General features: G+C 72.7%; 18 protein-coding genes, 1 other RNA gene and 1 pseudogene. 13 read left to right on the top strand and 7 right to left on the bottom strand.

Translation table 11 applies throughout. From position 1 onward, the window contains the following. Nucleotides 1-22 precede the first annotated feature (22 nt). Nucleotides 23-1,210 (top strand): lipid-transfer protein, encoded by a 1,188-nt coding sequence (locus J7F03_RS23245; RefSeq protein WP_214952454.1) that lies wholly within the window; start codon nucleotides 23-25, stop codon nucleotides 1,208-1,210. 107 nt (nucleotides 1,211-1,317) lie between these two features. On the opposite strand, the gene J7F03_RS23240 is transcribed toward J7F03_RS23245, so the two are convergent. Then, a complete protein-coding gene (locus tag J7F03_RS23240; RefSeq protein ID WP_251072356.1) occupies nucleotides 1,318-1,674 on the bottom strand; it encodes a DNA-binding response regulator in 357 nt (118 codons plus the stop codon). 252 nt (nucleotides 1,675-1,926) lie between these two features. Between J7F03_RS23240 and J7F03_RS23235 the strand changes: the two genes are divergently transcribed. Genes J7F03_RS23235 through J7F03_RS23225 form a run of 3 tightly spaced genes read left to right on the top strand, consistent with a single transcriptional unit; the run spans nucleotide 1,927 to nucleotide 4,913 of the window. Continuing rightward, nucleotides 1,927-2,799, top strand: a complete 873-nt coding sequence (locus J7F03_RS23235) for a MaoC/PaaZ C-terminal domain-containing protein (protein WP_214952451.1) — start codon at nucleotides 1,927-1,929, stop codon at nucleotides 2,797-2,799. Between the two features lie 58 nt (nucleotides 2,800-2,857). Next, complete coding sequence (locus J7F03_RS23230; RefSeq protein WP_214952449.1) at nucleotides 2,858-3,934, top strand: Zn-dependent alcohol dehydrogenase; 1,077 nt, start codon at nucleotides 2,858-2,860, stop codon at nucleotides 3,932-3,934. 34 nt (nucleotides 3,935-3,968) lie between these two features. Next, nucleotides 3,969-4,913, top strand: coding sequence for a 3-oxoacyl-ACP reductase (locus tag J7F03_RS23225; protein ID WP_214952446.1), 945 nt, complete (start codon nucleotides 3,969-3,971; stop codon nucleotides 4,911-4,913). 74 nt (nucleotides 4,914-4,987) lie between these two features. Here J7F03_RS23225 and J7F03_RS23220 read toward each other — a convergent pair whose 3' ends face one another. Continuing rightward, nucleotides 4,988-6,127, bottom strand: coding sequence for a hypothetical protein (locus J7F03_RS23220; protein ID WP_251072337.1), 1,140 nt, complete (start codon nucleotides 6,125-6,127; stop codon nucleotides 4,988-4,990). 156 nt (nucleotides 6,128-6,283) lie between these two features. Here J7F03_RS23220 and J7F03_RS23215 point away from each other — a divergent pair. The 4 genes and pseudogenes from J7F03_RS23215 to J7F03_RS23200 form a co-directional block, all read left to right on the top strand. Continuing rightward, a pseudogene (locus J7F03_RS23215) lies at nucleotides 6,284-6,394 on the top strand (iron-siderophore ABC transporter substrate-binding protein); the annotation flags it as partial. Nucleotides 6,395-6,491: 97 nt separating this feature from the next. Next, nucleotides 6,492-7,352: a Nif3-like dinuclear metal center hexameric protein gene (locus tag J7F03_RS23210; RefSeq protein ID WP_214952442.1), complete on the top strand. Its 861-nt coding sequence runs from the start codon at nucleotides 6,492-6,494 to the stop codon at nucleotides 7,350-7,352. Continuing rightward, nucleotides 7,349-8,092 (top strand): zinc ribbon domain-containing protein, encoded by a 744-nt coding sequence (locus J7F03_RS23205; protein WP_214952550.1) that lies wholly within the window; start codon nucleotides 7,349-7,351, stop codon nucleotides 8,090-8,092. Before J7F03_RS23210 ends, J7F03_RS23205 begins: the two co-directional genes overlap by 4 nt. Further along, complete coding sequence (locus J7F03_RS23200; protein ID WP_214952440.1) at nucleotides 8,092-9,429, top strand: bifunctional RNase H/acid phosphatase; 1,338 nt, start codon at nucleotides 8,092-8,094, stop codon at nucleotides 9,427-9,429. Before J7F03_RS23205 ends, J7F03_RS23200 begins: the two co-directional genes overlap by 1 nt. An 86-nt stretch (nucleotides 9,430-9,515) precedes the next feature. Here J7F03_RS23200 and J7F03_RS23195 read toward each other — a convergent pair whose 3' ends face one another. Further along, nucleotides 9,516-10,172 (bottom strand): response regulator transcription factor, encoded by a 657-nt coding sequence (locus J7F03_RS23195; protein WP_214952437.1) that lies wholly within the window; start codon nucleotides 10,170-10,172, stop codon nucleotides 9,516-9,518. Next, nucleotides 10,169-11,389, bottom strand: coding sequence for a sensor histidine kinase (locus tag J7F03_RS23190; protein WP_251072336.1), 1,221 nt, complete (start codon nucleotides 11,387-11,389; stop codon nucleotides 10,169-10,171). Before J7F03_RS23190 ends, J7F03_RS23195 begins: the two co-directional genes overlap by 4 nt. Before the next feature lie 133 nt (nucleotides 11,390-11,522). On the opposite strand from J7F03_RS23190, the gene J7F03_RS23185 reads away from it, so the two are divergent. Both J7F03_RS23185 and J7F03_RS23180 read left to right on the top strand, forming a co-directional pair. Next, nucleotides 11,523-12,443, top strand: coding sequence for an ABC transporter ATP-binding protein (locus tag J7F03_RS23185; RefSeq protein WP_214952435.1), 921 nt, complete (start codon nucleotides 11,523-11,525; stop codon nucleotides 12,441-12,443). Continuing rightward, nucleotides 12,440-13,294, top strand: a complete 855-nt coding sequence (locus J7F03_RS23180) for an ABC transporter permease subunit (protein ID WP_214952434.1) — start codon at nucleotides 12,440-12,442, stop codon at nucleotides 13,292-13,294. The genes J7F03_RS23185 and J7F03_RS23180 overlap by 4 nt, the downstream gene beginning before the upstream one ends. A gap of 87 nt (nucleotides 13,295-13,381) precedes the next feature. Here the strand turns inward: J7F03_RS23180 and rnpB are convergent. From rnpB to J7F03_RS23165, 3 genes are all read right to left on the bottom strand, one after another. Further along, nucleotides 13,382-13,783, bottom strand: an RNA gene (gene rnpB, locus J7F03_RS23175) — RNase P RNA component class A. 204 nt (nucleotides 13,784-13,987) lie between these two features. Beyond that, a complete protein-coding gene (locus J7F03_RS23170; protein ID WP_214952432.1) occupies nucleotides 13,988-14,989 on the bottom strand; it encodes a LuxR C-terminal-related transcriptional regulator in 1,002 nt (333 codons plus the stop codon). 107 nt (nucleotides 14,990-15,096) lie between these two features. After that, complete coding sequence (locus J7F03_RS23165; RefSeq protein ID WP_214952430.1) at nucleotides 15,097-16,002, bottom strand: helix-turn-helix domain-containing protein; 906 nt, start codon at nucleotides 16,000-16,002, stop codon at nucleotides 15,097-15,099. Between the two features lie 291 nt (nucleotides 16,003-16,293). Here J7F03_RS23165 and J7F03_RS23160 point away from each other — a divergent pair, with 291 nt between their 5' ends. The 3 genes from J7F03_RS23160 to J7F03_RS23150 all read left to right on the top strand — a co-directional run bounded on the left by J7F03_RS23160 (nucleotide 16,294) and on the right by J7F03_RS23150 (nucleotide 18,009). Continuing rightward, on the top strand, nucleotides 16,294-16,623 hold the full coding sequence (locus J7F03_RS23160; RefSeq protein ID WP_214952428.1) for a hypothetical protein: 330 nt from the start codon (nucleotides 16,294-16,296) through the stop codon (nucleotides 16,621-16,623). Beyond that, nucleotides 16,620-17,381 (top strand): peptidoglycan-binding protein, encoded by a 762-nt coding sequence (locus J7F03_RS23155; protein WP_214952426.1) that lies wholly within the window; start codon nucleotides 16,620-16,622, stop codon nucleotides 17,379-17,381. Before J7F03_RS23160 ends, J7F03_RS23155 begins: the two co-directional genes overlap by 4 nt. A 109-nt stretch (nucleotides 17,382-17,490) precedes the next feature. Then, nucleotides 17,491-18,009: a hypothetical protein gene (locus J7F03_RS23150; RefSeq protein ID WP_214952425.1), complete on the top strand. Its 519-nt coding sequence runs from the start codon at nucleotides 17,491-17,493 to the stop codon at nucleotides 18,007-18,009. Nucleotides 18,010-18,064: the final 55 nt, after the last annotated feature.

The raw sequence follows: 18,064 nt of genomic DNA, 5'->3' as shown, positions 1-18,064 counted from the left end.
GCGCTGAAGGGGCTTACTCCTGATGAAGTCGTACATCGTGGGCGTCGGCATGACGAAGTTCGAGAAGCCGGAGTCCCGGGACTGGCAGTACTGGGACATGGCGAAGGAAGCCGGAACGGCGGCGCTGGCCGACGCGGGCGTGGCCTACGACCTGGTCGAGCAGGTGCCGGTGGGCTACTGCTTCCAGGCCTCCACGGCCGGCCAGCGGGCGGCGTACGAGATCGGGCTGAGCGGGGTCCCCGTCTACAACGTCAACAACAACTGCGCGACCGGGTCGACGGCGCTGATGATGGCGCGGCAGTTCGTCGAGGGCGGGATCAACGACTGCGTGCTCGCGCTCGGCTTCGAGAAGATGAAGAAGGGCGCGCTGGGCGGCGGGTCCGACGGGGGAGACTTCAAGACCTCCCCGGTCGCCCGGCACTACGGGGTCATGGCGGCCGGGCACGGCTTCGAGATGTCGCCGCCGACAGCGCAGATCTTCGGGAACGCGGCGCGGGAGCACATGAAGCGGTACGGGACCACGGCCGCGCAGCTGGCGGCGGTCGGGGAGAAGAACCACCGGCACTCCGCGAACAACCCGAACGCGCAGTTCCAGGACGTGTACACGGTCGAGGAGATCCTGGCCGCGAAGACGATCCACGAACCGCTGACGAAGCTCCAGTGCTCGCCGACGTCGGACGGGGCGGCGGCGGCGGTCGTCGTGTCGGAACGGTTCGTGGAGCGGCACGGGCTGGAGGAGCGGGCGGTGGCGATCGTCGCGCAGTCGATGACGACGGACACCGAGGCCTCCTTCTCGTCCGGCTCCTGCATCGACGTGGTCGGCAAGCCGATGACGGCGGCGGCCGGGCGGCAGGTCTTCGAGGCCGCCGGTTTCGGGATCGAGGACGTGGACGTGATCGAGCTCCACGACTGCTTCTCGATCAACGAACTGCTGACGTACGAGGCGCTGGGCATGTGCGAGGACGGGGCGTCGGGGGAGCTGGTGTCGTCGGGCGCGACGACGTACGGCGGGCGGTGGGTCGTGAACCCGTCCGGGGGGCTGATCTCGAAGGGCCACCCCCTGGGCGCGACAGGCTTGGCGCAGGCGGCGGAACTGGTCTGGCAGCTCCGCGGGCAGGCGGGTGCGAGGCAGGTCGCGGGAGCCCGGGTCGCCCTGGCCCACAACATCGGCCTGGGCGGTGCGGCGGTCGTCACGCTGCTCCGCAAGTAGCCCGCGCGGGCGCGTCCCCGGGGGCCTGCCCCCGGACCCCGCGCCTCGAACGCCGGCGGGGCCGGATGTGCGCGGAGTTCGCCCGGCGGACGCCGGATGTGCCCGGGCTAGAGCTGCAGAGCCGGGTCGATCACAGTCTCCCCCCGGGAGGCCCGGCGGATGGAGTCTGCCAAGTCTTCGACCGGGCCGTCCCGCAGGACCAGGCCCGCTCCGCCCGCGGCGAGCACCGCATCCGCGAGGCCCGCGTGCGCCGACCCCGTCAGGACCAGGACCCGGCACTCCGGATCCTCCCCGAGGAGGGCGGCGACGGAGTCCACCGACTCCGTCAGGGCCACCGCCGGGCGGGCGATCGCCGAAGCCACCACCTCGATGTCCGGCTGGAGACCGAGGAGCACGGCCAGCGCCGGGTTCGGCGGAGCCAAGAGCACCCGCAGGGACCGGGCGGAACGCTGGGAAACGGGCATTTCGTCCACCCGGAAAGGGTACGGCCGGCATGCCCGGCGTACGCGCAACACGCCCTGGGGAAACCTCATCTGACGTGAAGTCAGGAGTCTTCCCAACTGCTGGGACGTGCGTTATACATTCCTTCACCGGCAACCTAGAACGCGTTCTAGAGAGCCGGTCCCGCATACGACCTCGGTGCGGCCGACGGTGCGGACGGCCGCGCCGAGGTCTTCCACGGCCCCGGTTTTCCAAAGACAGGGAGCAGCACGCTCATGCCGATCGATGCCGCCAAGGCCCTCGCCGCCGAACCCCGCCAGGGGGACATCGCCTGGGACCACAAGGACATCCAGCTCTACCACCTCGGACTCGGCGCCGGAACGTCACCGAACAACCTCGGGGCCGCCACCGACCCCGACGAGCTGCGCTACACCCTGGAGTCCAAGCTCCACGTGCTCCCCAGCTTCGCGACCGTCGCCGGCGCCGGCATGGCCATGATGGGCGGCCTCGCCGCCCCCGGCATCGAGGTCAACCTCGCCGCCGTCCTGCACGGCGGCCAGTCCATCGAGCTGCACCGGCCCATCCCCGTCAAGGGCCGGGCCACCTCCTCCGCGAAGGTCGCCGCCGTCTACGACAAGGGCAAGGCGGCCGTGATCGTCCTGCGCACCGAGGTCGCGGACGCCGAGGGGCCGCTGTGGACCTCCGACGCGCAGATCTTCGTACGCGGCGAGGGCGGCTTCGGCGGCGACCGCGGGCCCTCCGTCAAGACGGAGCAGCCCGAGCGGGCGCCCGACCGGATCGAGGAGCGCAAGATCCGCGAGGAGCAGGCGCTGCTGTACCGCCTCTCCGGGGACTGGAACCCGCTGCACGCGGACCCCGAGTTCGCCAAGCTGGCCGGCTTCGACCAGCCGATCCTGCACGGTCTGTGCTCCTACGGGATGACCCTGAAGACCGTGGTCGACACCGTCCTGGACGGGGACGTGTCCCGCGTCCGCGCCTACCGCACGCGCTTCGCCGGGATCGTCTTCCCCGGCGAGACCCTGCGCATCCGGATGTGGCAGGAGCCCGGCCGCGTCCTCGTCTCGGTGACCGCCGTCGACCGGGACGACGCCCCGGTCCTCGCCGACACCGTCGTCGAACACGGCTAGGGCGTGTTCTAGCCGCCGAACACGCACCACCCGACAGACCCACAGAAGGAGCCGCACCGTGCGCGCAGCACTCCAGAGCGAGATAGGCCAGGACAAGCTCGAGGTCGTCGAGGACATGGAGGCCGTCGGCTTCGGCCCCGGCAAGGTCAAGATCCGCATCAAGGCCACCGGCCTGTGCCACTCCGACCTCTCCGCCATGAGCGGTGTCCTGCCGCAGCCCGCCCCCTTCATCCCGGGCCACGAGGGCTCCGGCGTGATCACGGACGTGGGCGACGGCGTGACCAGCCACAAGATCGGCGACCGGGTCCTGGTCTGCTGGCTGCCGCCGTGCGGCCACTGTCCCTCCTGCCGGCGGGGCCAGGGCCACCTGTGCCTGGAGGCCTTCGGCAACGTCGCCACCCCCAACTTCCAGCGGGGCGACAACAGCGTCTTCGGCTTCGCCGGCACCGGCACCTTCGCCGAGGAGATGGTGGTCCCGGCGGGTTGCGCCGTACCGATCCCCGACGACGTGCCCTTCGACATCGCCGCCCTGATCGGCTGCGGCGTGACCACCGGCCTCGGCGCGGCCATCAACACCGCCAAGGTGGAGGCCGGTTCCTCGGTCGCCGTCATCGGCTGCGGCGGCGTCGGCATCTCCGTCATCCAGGGCGCCAAGGTGCAGGGCGCGGCCCAGATCATCGCCGTCGACCCGGTGGCCTCCCGGCGCGAGGCCGCGCTGCGCTTCGGCGCCACCGAGGCCGTCTCCCCGGAGGCCTTCGCCGACGCCAGGAGCCGGATCACCGCGGGCGAGGGCTTCGACTACGTCTTCGAGGTCGTCGGCAAGTCCTCGACCACGCAGACCGCGTACGAGATGACCCGCCGCGGCGGCTCCGTCGTCGTGGTCGGCGCGGGCGCGCTCGACGACAACTACTCGATCAACATGTTCTCCCTCTTCTTCGACGAGAAGAAGATCCTGCCGTCCATGTACGGCGGCGGGGACGTGCTCCGCTCCTACGAGCGCACCATCGCGCTGTGGCGGGCCGGCCGCGTGGACCTGGCGGGCCTGATCACGCACCGCGTGCAGCTCGCCGAGATCAACGACGCCCTCGACCAGATGCGCACGGGCGTCGCCCTGCGCACCTGCATCGAACTCTGACCTGCTCCGACCCGTTCTGAGGGGAACCGTACGGATGTCACTGCCACTTGAGGGACTCTCCGCCATCGTCACCGGGGCCGGCCGCGGCCTCGGCCGGTCCGAGGCGCTCGAACTCGCCCGGCTCGGCGCGAGCGTGGTCGTCAACGACTTCGGCCAGGCCGGCCGCGACGGCTCCGGGGAGGCCTCGGCCGCCCCGGCGGAGGAGGTCGCCGCGGAGATCCGCGCGGCGGGCGGGCAGGCGGTGGCCCACCTCGGCGACGTGGCCGACTTCGAGCAGGCGCGCGAGCTGGTCGAGCTGGCGGTCAACAGCTTCGGCAAGCTCGACATCCTGGTCAACAACGCGGGCATCCTGCGCGACCGGATGGTCTTCTCGATGTCGGAGGCGGAGTGGGACTCGGTCATCCGGGTCCACCTCAAGGGCCACTTCAACACCACCCACTTCGCCTCCGTGCACTGGCGCGAGCGCTCCAAGGCGGCCGGCGGCCCGGTCTACGGCCGGATCGTCAACACCTCCTCCGAGGCCTTCCTCGGCGGCTCCGCCGGCCAGCCCAACTACGCGGCGGCCAAGGGCGGCATCGTGGGCCTGACCACCTCGACCGCTCTGGCGCTCGCCAAGTACGGGGTCACGGCCAACGCCATCTGCCCGCGCGCCCGTACCCGTATGACGGAGGACGTCTTCGCCGGCTTCCAGGTCCCGGAGGAGGGCAAGCTCGACGCCCTCGCCCCCGAGCACGTCTCCCCGCTGGTCGGCTACCTGGCCTCCCCGGCCTCGGCGAAGGCCAACGGGCAGCTGTTCGTCGTCCACGGCGGCATCGTGGTCGTCATGGAACGCCCGAAGGTGGCGGCGAAGTTCGACACCACCAAGGAGTCCTTCTCCTACGAGGAGCTCGACGAACTCCTCACCCCGCACTACGATTCCCGCCCGGCGAACGAGACCTTCGCCGCCGCGGAGGTCCTCGGCCTCAAGCACGACGGCTGACCGCCGCTCCGGCTGTACGCATGCACGCGCCGGGCCCGGGGTTCTCCCCGGGCCCGCCGCCGTTTCAGGGGGAGTCACCCCAGCGGAGCCTGCTGCAGGGGGACCGGGCGGGCCGCCCGGGGCGGGGCCGGGTCCAGACGGACCGGCGGGGGCGGGGAGACCGGCAGGGTCATGCCGAGGACTCCGCACGGCACGTCGGGGGTCGCGTACGGGAGGTGCAGGCGGCCCTCCGTGCTCCACCGGCCCGTCCCGCCGAGCCAGCCGGCGGGGGCGCCGAGCCGGAAGACGTGCCGGTCCGCGGGGCGCCACAGGGCGACCCCGGCCACGCTGCCGCCGTAGCCGTCGCCGGCCTCGTCCACCCGCAGCGCGACCCCGCAGGTCTCCGGCATCAGCACCTGCCCCGGCTGCACCGCGAACGGCGTCGCCGTGGCCCCGAACGACCGCAGGCACTCCGGAAAGCGCACCGGGCGGACACTGCCCAGGACCCCCCAGCCGAGCCGGGGTTCACCCGGCGCGTCCGAGCGGATCAGCAGCAGCCCGCTGTCGGGGTCGGCCAGCAGCAGCCGGTCGTCGCTGGCCTCGGCGATCTGGAGCAGCGGGGAGACCTCGCCGGCCCGCTGCAGGTCCACGGCCACCGCCTTGGTCACCGGCCCCCGCGGGCCGTCCAGTTCGCGGTCCAGGGCCAGCAGCCGGCCCGTCCGGTCCAGCCAGACCCCGCCCGAACAGCGCCCCGGGATCCGGGCGACCCGCTCCGGCCCGAAGGAGGTCCCGGCCACCTGCCACACCGTGGTGGCGGCGGCCCCCACGGCCAGGGCGAAGGCCCCGCGCCCGTCCGGCGACGGCGGCAGCAGGGTGATCCGTACGCCGTCCCCCGCCCCCGGGTCGTCCTGCGGCGAGATCGCGCCGAGCTCCAGCTCCCCGGTCCGCGGCCCGGCGCCCCCGGCGCCGCCGCCCGTCGGGTACAGCAGCGCGAAGGCGTGCCGCTCCGCCACCCGCCGGTGGATCAGTACCCGCCCGTCGGCCAGCGGCAGCACCTCGCTGTCGGCCTCCTCGGGCTGCGCGAGCGGCAGCGGCACCGCGTACGGCTCGGGCCCGGCCATCGTCCAGCGCTCCGGGTACCGGGCCTCGCCGTACCCGGCCAGCCGGGCGGCGTAGGACCCGTCCGCGGCGATGGTGAACGGGGCCGTCGTCGTCTCGATCGCACAGACAGTCATATGCGGGCACCTCCGCCGAGGAACGTAGTGATCGCGCTTGCCCCCGGACCCTGTGACAACACCCGCTTCACACATACGGGTGGCGGGGCCGTGATTCGGCTGTGGGGGAGGCGGGGATTGTGCTGTGCGATATCGGGGCGTTTGGGGTGAGGGGCGGCCGTCAAGCAGGGCCAGGCGAAGGACGTGGCGGACGAGACCTGGTACCCGGGCCTCGGCGTGACCGCCCCCGGCAAGGTCCTCGACGACCTGCGCGGCTTCCTCGTGAAGCAGCCGGCCGGGCCGCCCCGACCGGCCCCGCGCTCCCGCCCCGGATCCGCCGGGCTCGGAGCGCCGGGCCGGTCGATACGGACGGTAGCCTTGGCCTGTGCCCCGTCTCTCTGAAGTCATCGCCGCGCTGGACGCTCTCTGGCCCCCCTCGCGGGCCGAGCAGTGGGATGCCGTCGGCACCGTCTGCGGAGACCCCGACGCCGAGGTCTCCCGGGTCCTGTTCGCCGTCGATCCGGTCCAGGAGATCGTCGACGAGGCGGTGAAGCTGGGCGCCGACCTGGTCGTCACCCACCACCCCCTCTACCTGCGCGGCACCACCACCGTCGAAGCGGGCACCTTCAAGGGCCGCGTCGTGCACACGCTGATCAAGAACGACATCGCGCTGCACGTCGCCCACACCAACGCCGACACCGCCGACCCGGGCGTCTCCGACGCCCTCGCCGGCGCACTCGACCTGCGCATCACCGGCCCGCTCGTCCCCGACCCGAGCGATCCCACGGGCCGCCGCGGCCTCGGCCGGATCTGCGAGCTCGACCGCCCCGAGACGCTGAGCGAGTTCGCCGCCCGCGCCGCCGCGCGCCTGCCGCAGACCGCGCAGGGCATCCGCGTGGCCGGCGACCCCGACGCGAGGATCCGTACCGTCGCCGTCAGCGGCGGCTCCGGCGACAGCCTCTTCGCGCAGGTCCGTGCCGCCGGCGTCGACGCCTACCTCACCGCCGACCTGCGCCACCACCCGGTCTCCGAGGCCCGCGAGCAGAGTCCGCTCGCCCTCGTCGACGCCGCCCACTGGGCCACCGAGTGGCCCTGGTGCGAGCAGGCCGCGGCCCAGCTCGACGCCGTCTCCGAGCGCCACGGCTGGGGTCTGCGCACCCACGTCTCGCGCACGGTCACCGACCCGTGGACGGCGCACGCGCCGTCCGTCACACCCCCTTCTAGTACCTCTGGAGCCCCCAACTGAACGCCGAGCCCGCCGACCAGATCCGACTTCTCGACGTCCAGGCCCTGGACGTGCGGCTGTCTCAGCTCGCCCACAAGCGCAAGTCGCTGCCCGAGCACGCCGAGGTCGACTCCCTGGCCAAGGACCTCACCCAGCAGCGCGACTTCCTCGTCGCCGCCCAGACACAGGCGAGCGACGCCGCCCGCGAGCAGACCAAGGCCGAGCAGGACGTGGACCAGGTGCGCCAGCGCGCCGCCCGCGACCAGGCGCGCCTGGACTCGGGCGCCGGCATCTCCGCCCGCGACCTGGCCAACCTGCAGAGCGAGGTCGTCTCCCTCGCCAAGCGCCAGGGCGACCTGGAGGACGTCGTCCTCGAGGTCATGGAGCGCCTGGAGGGCGCGCAGGAGCGCGTCACCGAGCTGACCGACCGGGTCGCCGCCCTGGAGGCCAAGCTGACCGACGCCACCGCGCGCCGTGACGCCGCCACCGGTGAGATCGACGCCGAGGTCGCCGGCATCGGCAAGGACCGCGAGATCATCGTCACCGCCATGCCGGCCGCGCTGATCGCCCTGTACGAGAAGATCCGCGTGAAGCAGGGCGGCGTCGGCGCCGCCCGCCTGTCGCAGCGCCGCTGCGAGGGCTGCCGCCTGGAGCTCGACCTCGCCGAGGTCAACGAGATCAAGGCCGCCGCCCGCGACCAGGTCGTCCGTCACGAGAGCTGCGGCCGCATCCTGGTCCGTACGGCCGACTCGGGCATCTGATGCCGCGGTTCGTTGTGGAAGCCGACGGCGGCTCCCGGGGCAACCCGGGGCCCGCCGGCTACGGCTCCGTCGTCCTCGACCCGGCGACGGGCGAGACGCTGGCCGAGCGCGCGGAGTACATCGGCGTCGCGACGAACAACGTGGCCGAGTACAAGGGCCTCATCGCCGGGCTGCGGGCCGCCCGCGAACTGGACCCGGACGCGGTGGTCCTCGTCCGGATGGACTCCAAGCTCGTCGTCGAGCAGATGTCCGGCCGCTGGAAGATCAAGCACCCGGACATGAAGCCGCTCGCGGCGCTGGCGGCGACGATCCTGCCGCGCGCGCAGGTGACGTACGAGTGGATCCCGCGCGAGCGGAACAAGCACGCCGACCGGCTCGCCAACGAGGCGATGGACGCGGGCAAGCGCGGTGCGCAGTGGGAGCCCTCGAACTCCTCGGCCGCCCTGGACGCCTCGGCGGCGCGCGCCCTGGCGACCCCGTTGGCCGGCCCTCCCGGGGACGCGGCGAAGGGTGCCGCGGCGGTGCGAGCCGCCCTCGCCTCCTCGTCCCGTACGTCGACCGGCGCGTCGGAGTTCGTGGAGGCAGGGGCCGGCACCCTGTTCGCGGAGCCCGGCGCCGGCGCGGCGGGACCCGTTCCGCCCGCGCCGCAGCCGTCCGGCACGGCCTCGGTGGAGACCCCGGCCGCACCCACCGTCGGCTGGGGCCCGGACATGGGCACCCCGGCGACCTTCGTGCTGCTGCGCCACGGCGAGACCGCGCTCACCCCGCAGAAGCGCTTCTCCGGCAGCGGCGGCAGCGACCCGGAGCTCTCCCCGGCCGGCCGCCGCCAGGCCGCCGCGGTCGCGGAGTCGCTGGCTGCGCGCGGCACCATCCAGACGGTGATCAGCTCCCCGCTGCTGCGCTGCCGGGAGACCGCGCAGGCCGTCGCCGACCGGCTCGGGCTCACCGTCACCGTCGAGGAGGGGCTGCGCGAGGTCGATTTCGGGGCGTGGGAGGGGATGACCTTCGGCGAGGTGCGCGAGCGCTACCCGGAGGACCTGCAGGCGTGGCTGGGCTCCTCGAAGGCCGCCCCCACGGGCGGCGGCGAGAGCTTCGTGTCGGCCACCCGCCGCGTCTCGGCGACCCGGGACCGGCTGCTGGCCGCGCACGCGGGCCGCACGGTGCTGCTGGTCTCGCACGTGACGCCGGTCAAGATCCTCGTACGGCTCGCGCTGGGCGCCCCGCCGGAGGCGCTGTTCCGCATGGAGCTGTCGGCGGCCTCGCTGTCGGCGGTGGCCTACTACGCGGACGGCAACGCCTCGGTCCGCCTCCTGAACGACACGTCGCACCTGCGGTAGCCCGGCCGCGGGCCCGGTAGCCGTGAGAACCCCCGCCCACCGGGCGGGGGTTTCGACGTGGAGCGGGCGGAGCGGTGTTGCCCGCGTCATCGTGGCGGTGTGACCAGGCCTGCTTCGTAGGCGAGGATGACGAGGTGGACCCGGTCGCGGGCGGCGAGTTTGGACAGCAGTCGCGCCACGTGTGCCTTGGCGGTGGCCACACTGATCCAGAGCTCGGCGGCGATCTCGCTGTTGGACATGCCGCGTCCGACGAGTGTCAGTACCTCGCGCTCCCGCTCGGTGATGCCCTCGACCGGACGCGGCCGGGGGGTCGGTTCGGGTCGTGCGGCGAACTCCTCGATCAGGCGGCGGGTGACGCTCGGCGCGATCAGGGCGTCTCCGGCGGCGACCACGCGGATCGCGGTGAGGATGTCGTCCAAGTCCATGTTCTTGACGAGGAATCCGCTCGCACCGGAGCGCAGAGCGGCGTAGACGTAGTCGTCGTCCTCGTAGGTGGTGAGGATCAGGACCCGGGTCGTCGTGGAGCCTGCCGTGATCATCCGGGTGGCCTCGATGCCGTCCATTCCGGGCATGCGGATGTCCATCACCACCACGTCGGGCCGGACGTCCCCGACGAGCCGGAGTGCTTCGGTGCCCGTCGCGGCCTCGCCGACGACCTGGATGTCGGGGGTGTCGGCCATGAGCACGCGCAGGCCGGAACGCACCAGCGGCTGGTCGTCGGCGAGCACGACGCGGATCGTCATGGAAGGCGGACTCCTTCGGGCAGGGGAAGCCGGGCCGCTACACGGAAGCCGCCTCCGGGAATCGGACCGGCCGTGAACCGGCCGCGCAGCAGGACGATGCGCTCGCGCATTCCGACGATGCCCCAGCCAGTGGCGGCGCCGGTTTCCGGAGCGTGGCCGTTGCCGCCGCCGTTCTCGACCTCGACGGACAGTTCGTCGGCCCGGTAGTCGACGGTGACGTGGCAGTCACGGGTGCCGGCGTGGCGTGCGACGTTGGTGAGTGACTCCTGAACGATCCGATAGGCGGCCAGCTCTATGTCGGCGGGCAGCGGCCGTCGCTCGCCGAGCCACCGTACGTCGACACGGATGCCGGCGCCCTCCGCCGACGCGGCCAGGCGGTCGAGATCGTCCAGGCCCGGTGCCGGATCACGAGGTGCGCGATCCGCTCCGGCGCCCGCTCCGGCGCCCGCACCGGCGCCCGCACCGGCGCCCGTTTCGGCGCGGCGCAGCGCGCCCAACGTCCGCCCCAGACCGGCCAGGGTCTCCTTGCTCGTGGCCTCGATGGCGGCGAGCGCGTTGCGGGCCTCGTCCGGCTGCGTGTCGATGACCCGCCTGCCGACGCCGGCCTGGATGGCGATGACACCGACGCTGTGCGCGATCATGTCGTGCAGTTCGCGTGCGATCCGAAGCCGTTCCGCGGTGACGGCCTGAGCCGTGGCCTGGGAATACAGCGCCTCGGCGTGCTCCCGGCGTTCGCGGATCGAATCCCCGGCCGTCCAGGCGGCGGCGAGGGCCACGACGACGAACGCGAGCGTCTGGACGTACGCGCCCTGCCCGGACGGAAAGTAGAGCGCGGATGCCGCCTGCGTGCCGAGCGCCATGACGGCGCCGGTGAGCGAGGTGCGGCGCGGGCGCGTGGCCGCGATGTAGCCGACAGCGAGATCACTGATCAGCACCTGCAGGAAACCGACCTCCAGCATGGCCCTCGCAGCCACCGCGGCGAACCCGCCGGCGAGCAGCAGCGCGAGAGCCGGCAGCGGTCCGCGCCGCAGCAGACCGGCCGTCAGCACCGTGAGGACGGCGACCAACAGGAGCATCGGAGGAGAGAAGCCCTGCCAGCTGCCGCGCATCGTGACGTTCAGAACCACCGGGTACGCGATGGCTCCGCACCAGGGCAGGATCTCTCCGGCGACGCGCAGGGCGCCCCTCGGCAGTGGTGGACGGGCGATGGGGGGCATGCCTTGATCGTAGATGTCGTACTGCCCGGCGGGGTATTGGCCCGTGGGCGTACGCCCACGGGCTACCGGAGGACACGGGACTGTGGCCGACGGCCCGATGCCCCGCGGGCCGGCCCGCGGCACCGTTGGCCGGGTGATCGAAGTCAACGAACTGACCAAGCGTTACGGGCAGACCACGGCCGTGGGCGGCCTGACCTTCACCGTCCGCCCCGGCCACGTGACCGGGTTCCTCGGCCCGAACGGCGCCGGAAAGAGCACCACCCTGCGGATGCTCCTCGGCTTGAACCGTCCCACCAGCGGCAGCGCCACCATCGACGGCCTCCCCTTCCGGGACCGCCCCCGCGGGCTTCGCCATGTCGGCGCGCTCCTCGACGCCCACGACGTACACGGAGGCCGCACCGCGGTGGGGCACCTGTCGGCCCTGGCCCGCAGCAACGGCATCGGGCGGCGCCGGGTGGACGAGGTCCTGCAGGAGGTCGGGCTGTCCGGTGCGGCCCGGCGCCGTATCGGCGGGTTCTCCCTCGGTATGAAGCAGCGGCTCGGCATCGCCGGCGCACTGCTCGGCGACCCGCCCGTGCTGCTGTTCGACGAGCCGGTCAACGGATTGGACCCGGAGGGGGTGCTGTGGGTGCGCGGCCTGTTCCGTCGGCTGGCCGCCGAGGGGCGCACCGTGTTCGTCTCCAGCCACCTGATGAGCGAGATGGAGCACACGGCCGAGCACCTCGTCGTCATCGGCAGGGGCGAGCTGATCGCCGCGGAGAGCGTGAAGGATTTCGCGGCCCGCGGCACCCGCCTGAGCGTCACCGTGCGCACCCCGGACCCCGCCGCACTCACGGCGGTGCTGGCCGCCGAGGGCGCCTCGGTCCGGTCCGAAGGCCCGGAAGGAGCGACGGAGCTCAAGGTGACCGGCCTGAGCGCGGACCGCATCGGCGAACTCGCCCTCCAGCACCGCATCGTGCTGCGGGAGCTGGCCACGCGTACCTCCTCCCTGGAGGAGGCCTTCATGGAACTCACCGCCGACAGCGTCGAATACCTCGCAGGAGAACCCCGATGACCCCGATCCACCCGGCGCCCCTGCGGAAGGCGGCCGTGTCCACCGCCGCACGCGCCCGTTTCCCGGACCTCCTCGCCGCCGAATGGATCAAGCTGTGGTCGCTGCGCTCCACACCCTGGGCCTTCGGGGTCGGCGTGCTGGTCGTCATCGGCATCAACGTGAACGCCGCCGTCGCCGACTACGACAACTATCCGAACTATCCCCAGGGCACCAAGGACCTCTTCGTGCCGATCTGGGCGATGCGCGACGCCTTCACCCTCGGCGCCGGCATGGTCCTCATGCTTGCCGCCGGCAGCATCGGGGCACTCACGGTCGTCAGCGAGTACAGCACCGGACAGATCCGTACGACCTTCGCCGCCGTCCCCGCCCGCCGCTCGGTGGTGGCAGCCAAGACCGCCGTCGTGACAGCGATCACGCTGGTCTACGGAGCGGTCGTCGCGACCGCCTCTTTCGGCGTGACGCAGGCCGTCCTGTCCGGGCGGCACGTCGGCCTCCCGCTCGACTACCCCGGCGCGCTCCGCGCCACCGCGGCGTCCGCCCTGCTCGCGCCGGTGTGCGCGCTCGTCGGCATGGGCCTCGGAGCCCTGATCCGGCACACGGCGACGAGCATCGTCACGATCACGGGCGTCCTCCTGCTGCTGCCCTCCCTGATCAACGACCGCGACGCATGGTCGGCGGCGCTCCTCCACGCCCTGCCCCGGGGTGCCTGGGACCGGCTGACCGAGGTGGGCGACTCGCCCGTGCCGGTGCTCTACCCGGCGACGCTCACCGGGGCGTGGATCGTGTACGCGGCCTGGCCGCTCGCGGCCGTGGCCATCGCCACTGTCGTCGTCCACCGGCGCGACCTGTGAACACCCGCCGGGGGGTTCCCCGTGCGGCCGGGACGTGAAAAACCGCCCGGCCCCGGGGAAGACCCCGGGGCCGGGCGGTTGTGGCGCAGACCGACGCAAGCTGTACGCCGGGTTCTGTCGCCCGGCGACCTCGCGGTCGCCGGGGAGACGGCCATCCATCTAGGACCGGTGTTGCCACCGGCCTCGTGCGGTCTACCCGCGAACTCGGGCGAGCAGCCCTCGAACGTCCGCGCAGAGCCGTCCGGAGACGACCCTTCTTGACCTTGCTCCAGGTGGGGTTTACCTAGCCGCCTGAGTCACCTCAGGCGCTGGTGGTCTCTTACACCACCGTTTCACCCTTACCGGGGGCCGAAGCCCCAGGCGGTCTGTTTTCTGTGGCACTGTCCCGCGGGTCACCCCGGGTGGCCGTTAGCCACCACCCTGCTCTGTGGAGCCCGGACGTTCCTCGGCGGGATCCGGGGATCCCGACGCGGCCGTCCGCTTGCGTCGTTCTGCGGTGACCATGCTACCGCCGCTCGGGTGAGGTCCTCGACCTTGACGCAGCGGCAGGGTTTCCACTTGCCCGTATGCGCCTCGGAGAGCTCGCCGCACCGCGGCAGCCCGCACCCCCGTGACGGGCTGCCGCAGTGCTGCTCTTGTCCCCCTTGGCGCCGTGTCCCCCTTGGCGCCCTGGCGCCCAGCGGGGCTCCCCGGTCAGAGCCACCCGCGCTGGGCCGCGCGCAGGCCCGCCTCGAAGCGGCTGCGCGCGCCGAGCCGTTCCATCAGGGCCGCCATGGAACGGCGGACCGTACTCAGCGAGACCCCCAGCTGGTGGCCGGCCGCCTCGTCGGTCATGCCCTGGCTCAGCAGCCGCAGCAACTCGCGCTCGGGCGGGTTCAGGCCGGTGCCCTCGTCGCGCGGCCGGTCGCAGCCCAAGGGCAGCGACGCCTCCCAGACCTGCTCGAAGAGCGCGGTCAGCGCCGCGACCGCCCCCGGCAGGCGCAGGACGACGGCGCCCGCGCGGGTGTCGGCCGGGTCCAGCGGCACCAGGGCGTGGGCCCGGTCGACGAGGATCATGCGCAGCGGGAGCGTGGGCACGGTCCGCACGCCGCCGCCGTTGTCGGTGAGCCAGCGGGCGTAGTCGAGGGTCGGCGGGTTGCCGCGCACGCTGTCCAGGCAGACCGTGCGGACGCCGACGCCGCGCGCCAGCAACTGGGCGTCGTTCTCGCGGGCCGCCTCGATGGCGGCCGCGGACTGGCCGCCGCCCGGCATGAACGTACAGATCTCCGACCCGGCCTGGTCCGCGATGAGTTCGAGGCGGGCCTGTACGGCGTCGATGCCGATCAGCCGTTCCCCGCCGCCGTCCCCCTCCGGGCCGATGGCCGGATGCGTACCCTGGCGCAGACCGGAGATCATCCGGGACACCGTCTCGTGGCTCTCGGCGATCTCCCGCTGCCGCCGGTCCAGCTCCTCCTGATGGCGGCGGAGCATCAGCTGCATCCCGAGCTCCGGGCTGACCGCCCGCCAAGTGCCGGGGACCGCCCGCGACCGGCGCAGCAGCGAGACCTCGGCGAGCCGGTCCAGAGCCTCCCGTACGTCCGTCTCGGTGGACCCGAGGTCTGCGGCGATCTGCTCGACGCCCCAGCCCTCCGGGCGGGTGGCCATCAGTCGGTAGACGGCTTCGGTGGCCGGATCGAGCCCGAGGGTGGCGAACAAGGTGATCCTCCGTGGGGGACGAGGAGTCGTGCGCCGAGCGTGGCAAGCCCGTGCGCCCCTGTCTTGTCAAAATCGGCACGCGGGAGCGGCCGGGCCGCCGGGGCGGCTCACCCCGACAGCATCACGCTGCTGACCCGGCCCGGCATCCGGTCCAGCACCGAGCCCGGCGGCAGGCCGCCCCGGAGCCGTATGTACTGCGACGGGGGCAGGCCCGTCATCGACTTCACCTCGCGGCTCAGGTGCGCCTGGTCGTGGTAGCCGCACACCGCGGCCACGTGCGCGGGCGGTGTCCCCGCGGCCAGCAGGCCCAGCGCGTGCTGGAGCCGGAACACCCTGGCCACGGCCTTGGGGGACAGGCCCACCTGCTCGCGGAACCGCGCCCGCAGGGTGCGCGCGCTCCACCCGGTCTCGGCGGTCACCCGCGTCAGCGAGCGGCTGTCCGCCCACAACCGGGAGAGCGCGCCGCGGACTTCGGGCGCGGGCGCCGGGCCGCGCTCCAGGCGCGCGCAGAACACCTCGTCGAGCAGGGCGAAGCGCTCCGCCCACGAGCCGAGCGAGTGGAGCCGCTCGGTCAGGTACCGGCCGCCCGGGCCGAGCACTTCCCCCAGGTCCACGTGCGCGTCCTCGAAGCGCCACATGGGGACCCCGAAGAGCCGGTAGCACCCCAGCGGGCTCATGTTCACTTCGAGCCCGCGCACGACGCCCGCGTGGACCCCGATCGCCGGCACCGTGCGAGGGCCGCTGATCATGGCCCCGGAGGCCGGCCGGAGCAGTGCCTTGGCGAGTTCCTCCGTACGCGTCACCCACAGGCCTTCGGAGAAGGTGAAGACCAGCGTCACATACCCCGTGGGCAGCTCCAGCCGGCGCCTCGGCGCGGTGAACTCGGTATGGAATCCCGTGTAGTTGACGATAAGTGGCCGTAGCGGGACGGCCGGCCGTCGGCGGCGTGCCGAGCGGGCGCCCACCTCGGGAGCGGCCGTTCCCTGTACGTCGAAGACGTCGACGGACCCCATCGCGGGCCCTCCCCCTGCTGTTGCGCGGTCGGTCGTACCGCGCCGTCGGCCGATGATGGCAGGCCCCGAGGGCGGTGGCCAGATCATTCCGGGCCGTGACACCAAGCGTTCAGGACCACTTGCTCTCACCCTGAACACCTTCCGGGGGGTACCGCGTGGCGGCGATGCTTCTGCTGCAGCCGGAGAACACCGGTTGAAAGCAACAGGAACCCGCCGAGACGGACCGGAAAGAAAGGGAGTGGCCCGCCATGTTCTTCGCCTTCTTCGGCCTCATCTGGGACTGACGCCCCCGTGTACCTCGCGATGGCGGCGGTCGAACTGACGGCAAGTCCGCAGGCCCCGCACCAACGCCTCGACCCGAACCTGCTGACCGATGTGCTGTGGGCCTGTGCCGAACCGGCCGACCGGCCGGAGCACTTGACCGTACTGACCGGGGACGGACGGGCCGATCTGGTCCTCTACTCCCTCGCCGACTCCGCGCAAGCGGCCCGCGCCGCGGCGCTGCACGGCGTACGGCGCGCCCTCGCCACCTCCCCGCTGCTGTCCGGATGGACGGCGCGGGAGCTCCCCCTCGACATCCTCGACCCCTTCGGCACGCCCGACTTGGAGACACCACCGTGAGAGGCAACGTAGTGAGCGCCGCCCCCACCGCGTCCCGGCTCCGGATTCCCGCCGCGGCCGCCGCACTGCTCGGCGCCGCCCTGCTCGTCCCGGCGCTGGGCACCACCCAGGCGCACGCCGTGGACTCGGTGCGCTGGGAGCAGACCAACCTGGCCGGCCTCGGATACCTCGCCTCCAGCGGTGTCGACGGAGTCGACGGCCCCGGCACCCGGGCCGCGCTCAAGGAGTTCCAGCAGGACAACGGCCTCGCCGAGGACGGCGCTTACGGGGACCGCAGCGAGCTCGCCCTGCACCGCCAGGTCGAGGCGGTCCAGCGCAAGGCCGGTGTCGCGGCGGACGGCCTGTACGGCGACGGCACCAAGTCGGCGGTCAAACGCCGGCAGAGCGCGCACGGCGAGGGCGCCGACGGGATAGCCGGCCCGGCCACGATGTCGGACATGGGCGTCCCGCGCACCCTCTACCAGGTCGCGCAGAGTCAGTTCGGCGCGCACGGCTGGACCGTGTCCGCGCAGTTCGGCTGCCTGAAGAGCCTGTGGATCGGCGAGAGCAACTGGAAGGTGTACGCCACCAATCCCAGCAGCGGGGCATACGGGATCCCGCAGTCGCTGCCCGGCAACAAGATGGCCGTCAGCGGCGGCGACTGGGCCGACAACCCGGTCACCCAGATCAAGTGGGGCCTCAAGTACATCGACGAGCGGTACGGCACCCCGTGCAAGGCGTACGACACCTGGAAGGCCCGTTCGCCGCACTGGTACTAGGCGCCGCCGCACCCCTGCACCCCCCCGGCACCCCTCCCTCAGTGAAACCCCTCCGGGCACCCGTGTGCCCACACCGACCTGCTTTATCCCCATAAGGAAGGACACCATCATGCGCATCAACCTGCGCCGCGCCACCATCACCGTCGGATCCATCGCCGCCGCGACCGTCCTGGCCCTGCCCGCCAACGCCTTCGCCGTCACCAAGATGTCGCAGTCCACCGCGAACTCCGCCCTCAGTTCCGTCGGCGTCACCCACTCCTCCAGCGGCGGCTGCACCATCCGCTCCAACGGAACCTGCACCTCCTACGACCAGATCAACCAGGCCACGGTGGAGGGGCTGAAGACCCTCAAGACCGCGAGCGGCTGCGCCATCAACGTCACCGGCGGCACCGAGGTCGGCCACGCGTCGGGCACCTACAGCCACTACAACGGCTACAAGGCGGACATCAACCCGAACACCTGCATCACGAACTACATCCGCAACAGCTTCACGAAGATCTCCACCCGCGGTGACGGCGCGGAGCGCTGGCGCTCCGCGGCGGGCAACGTCTACGCCCGCGAGAGCAACCACTTCGACATCACCTTCTGCGGCGGCTCCACGGCCTGCACGAAGGCGGCCAGCGCCTGATCCCGCGGGTCTCCCTCCCCCCAGCGCACCCGGCGCACCCCCGCGCCCTCAGAGA

This window comes from Streptomyces sp. ISL-43, from assembly GCF_018614195.1.
Lineage (GTDB): Bacteria > Actinomycetota > Actinomycetes > Streptomycetales > Streptomycetaceae > Streptomyces.
Note: the sequence above shows the minus strand (reverse complement) of the source record. Positions and strands in the feature narration are given on the sequence as shown.

Coding starts and splice junctions, on each gene's coding strand:
- J7F03_RS23195 (WP_214952437.1), bottom strand. CDS start 10,172: ATGACGATCCGCGTCGTGCTCGCCGACGACCAGCCGCTGGTGCGTTCC.
- J7F03_RS23220 (WP_251072337.1), bottom strand. CDS start 6,127: ATGACTGTCTGTGCGATCGAGACGACGACGGCCCCGTTCACCATCGCC.
- J7F03_RS23165 (WP_214952430.1), bottom strand. CDS start 16,002: ATGGGGTCCGTCGACGTCTTCGACGTACAGGGAACGGCCGCTCCCGAG.
- J7F03_RS23225 (WP_214952446.1), top strand. CDS start 3,969: ATGTCACTGCCACTTGAGGGACTCTCCGCCATCGTCACCGGGGCCGGC.
- J7F03_RS23240 (WP_251072356.1), bottom strand. CDS start 1,674: ATGCCCGTTTCCCAGCGTTCCGCCCGGTCCCTGCGGGTGCTCTTGGCT.
- J7F03_RS23200 (WP_214952440.1), top strand. CDS start 8,092: ATGCCGCGGTTCGTTGTGGAAGCCGACGGCGGCTCCCGGGGCAACCCG.
- J7F03_RS23190 (WP_251072336.1), bottom strand. CDS start 11,389: ATGCCCCCCATCGCCCGTCCACCACTGCCGAGGGGCGCCCTGCGCGTC.
- J7F03_RS23150 (WP_214952425.1), top strand. CDS start 17,491: ATGCGCATCAACCTGCGCCGCGCCACCATCACCGTCGGATCCATCGCC.
- J7F03_RS23245 (WP_214952454.1), top strand. CDS start 23: ATGAAGTCGTACATCGTGGGCGTCGGCATGACGAAGTTCGAGAAGCCG.
- J7F03_RS23180 (WP_214952434.1), top strand. CDS start 12,440: ATGACCCCGATCCACCCGGCGCCCCTGCGGAAGGCGGCCGTGTCCACC.
- J7F03_RS23235 (WP_214952451.1), top strand. CDS start 1,927: ATGCCGATCGATGCCGCCAAGGCCCTCGCCGCCGAACCCCGCCAGGGG.